Source organism: Jiangella ureilytica, from assembly GCF_004348545.1.
GTDB classification, from domain to species: Bacteria; Actinomycetota; Actinomycetes; order Jiangellales; family Jiangellaceae; genus Jiangella; species Jiangella ureilytica.
The window spans coordinates 1-1,893 of record NZ_SMKL01000149.1 but is presented as its reverse complement, the minus strand read 5'-3'; the positions used below and the strand labels follow the sequence as shown (position 1 = coordinate 1,893).

The following is a 1,893-nucleotide window of genomic DNA, read 5'->3' as shown; positions in this document are numbered from 1 at the left end:
CGGCCCGGAACGCCGCCAGGCCCTCCGCGTGCGCCTTCGCCGGATCCAGCAGGACGGCGTCGGCATGCGCTCCGCGGCGGGCCAGCCGGGCGCCGGCCCAGAGTGCGTCGCCGCCGTTGTTGCCGCCGCCGGCCAGCACGACCACGCGGGCGCCGTAGACGCCACCGGCCTCGCGCAGGAGCCGCGCGCACACCGTCACCAGGCCGGCCACCGCCCGCTGCATGAGCGCACCCGCGGGCAGCCGGGCCATCAGCGCGTCCTCGGCGGCCCGGACCCGCTCGACGGTGTGGACGGTTCTCACCGGCCGCCCCCTTCGAGGATCACGATGGCCGACGCGACCCCGGCGTCGTGCGACAACGACAGGTGGACGGTGTCGACGCGCAGCAGTTCGCAGCGCTCCTTCACCGTCCCGCGGACCTCGAACCAGGGCCGGCCGTCGGCGTCGCTGACCACCTCGGCGTCGTGCCAGAGCAGGCCTTTGGGTGCGCCGAGGGCCTTGGCCAGCGCCTCCTTAGCGGCGAACCGGGCGGCCTGCGAGGCGATGGAGCGGGACCGCTCGGCCGGGGTGAAGACGCGGACGCCGAGGCGCGGCGTCCGCTCCAGAGTCTCGGCGAACCGCCGCACGTCGACGACGTCGATTCCCACGCCCACGATCACGTCCCCACCCTAGACGCCACCACCGCCCGGCGTTCCGCATGCCGATACGGCACGGTCGACCTACACTCGCGCCTATGGGCGAATTGACTCTCGTGGGCGGATTGGCCGGCGAGCACGTCGTTCTGCGCCCGGTGGGGGCCGACGACGTGCCCATGTTGCTGCACATCATCAGCACGCCCGAGGTCAAGCTGTGGTGGGATCCGGACGGTCTCGGCGACGGCTGGCTGCTCGAGGACAGCTCCACCACGCGGTACACGATCCTGGCGGGGCGGCGCATCGCCGGGCTGATCCAGTACTGGGAGGTCGACAACCCGCGCGACCGCCACGCCGGCATCGAGATCCTGCTCGACCCCGACCTGCACGGCCGCGGGCTGGGCCGCGACGCCGTCGGCACGCTGGCCCGGCACCTGTTCGACGAGTGCGACCACCACCGCATCGTCGTCGAGACGGCGGCGACGAACGAGGTGGCCATCCGCTGCTACGCCGCGGTGGGCTTCCGCCCCGTGGGCATGATCACCGGCCGCGACGGCCTGGTGATGGACCTACTGTCGAGCGACTTCTCCTGACCTGCGGACGGGCGGCACCCACCGCTGGGCCGTCGTGACCGGTGAGGATCATGGAAACGGGTACCGGTCGACGATGACCGACACCGCACCCGTCCCCAGGCATGACGACGTGCTCGGGTCCGGCTCGCCGCCGTGGGCGGTCCGGCTCGCCCAGCGGCTCGAGCAGAGCCCCGTGCCCGAGCGCTACGACACACCGTTGCAGGCCGTCGCCGGCGCGCTGCTCTCGTCCCCCCGGATCCGGGGTCTCCTCCACGGTGACTGGCTGGGTCACGCCGTGCACCCGTTCCTGACCGACGTCCCCGTCGGCGCCTGGACGTCGGCCGCGCTCCTGGACCTGTCCGGCCGGGGCGACGTCCGTCCGGCTGCCCAGTACCTCGTCGGGGCCGGGCTGGTGGCGGCGGTGCCCACCGCCGTCACCGGCGTCGCCGAGTGGGGCCGGACGGAGGGCGCCGCCAGTCGCGTGGGCGTGGTCCACGCCGCCAGCAACGTGACGGCTCTGGCCTTCTACTCCGGCTCGTTCGCCGTGCGCCGCGCGGGCCGGCACCGGCTCGGCGTGCTGCTCGGCCTCGCCGGGCTGACGGCGGCCGGGGCCGGTGGGTTCCTGGGCAGCCACCTCGCCTTCGCCCGCAAGGTCGGCAGCCGCCATCCCGCCTTCGCCCAACCCCCCACC

At 74.3% G+C, this 1,893-nt stretch carries 4 protein-coding genes; 2 read left to right on the top strand and 2 right to left on the bottom strand.

The genetic code is table 11. The features are described 5' to 3' along the window. Together E1212_RS29055 and E1212_RS29050 are read right to left on the bottom strand one after the other, a co-directional pair. Positions 1-250 (bottom strand): NAD(P)H-hydrate epimerase (locus E1212_RS29055; protein ID WP_420814453.1); only part of this gene is annotated, 250 nt, incomplete at its 3' end. Between the two features lie 47 nt (positions 251-297). Continuing rightward, the gene (locus tag E1212_RS29050) at positions 298-657 is read right to left on the bottom strand and encodes a holo-ACP synthase (RefSeq protein ID WP_131989021.1); all 360 of its coding nucleotides are present in this window, start codon (positions 655-657) and stop codon (positions 298-300) included. Between the two features lie 74 nt (positions 658-731). Here E1212_RS29050 and E1212_RS29045 point away from each other — a divergent pair, with 74 nt between their 5' ends. Both E1212_RS29045 and E1212_RS29040 read left to right on the top strand, forming a co-directional pair. Next, positions 732-1,223 (top strand): GNAT family N-acetyltransferase, encoded by a 492-nt coding sequence (locus tag E1212_RS29045; protein ID WP_131989020.1) that lies wholly within the window; start codon positions 732-734, stop codon positions 1,221-1,223. 73 nt (positions 1,224-1,296) lie between these two features. Then, the coding region (locus tag E1212_RS29040; RefSeq protein WP_131989019.1) for a DUF2231 domain-containing protein at positions 1,297-1,893 on the top strand (597 nt) is incomplete at its 3' end.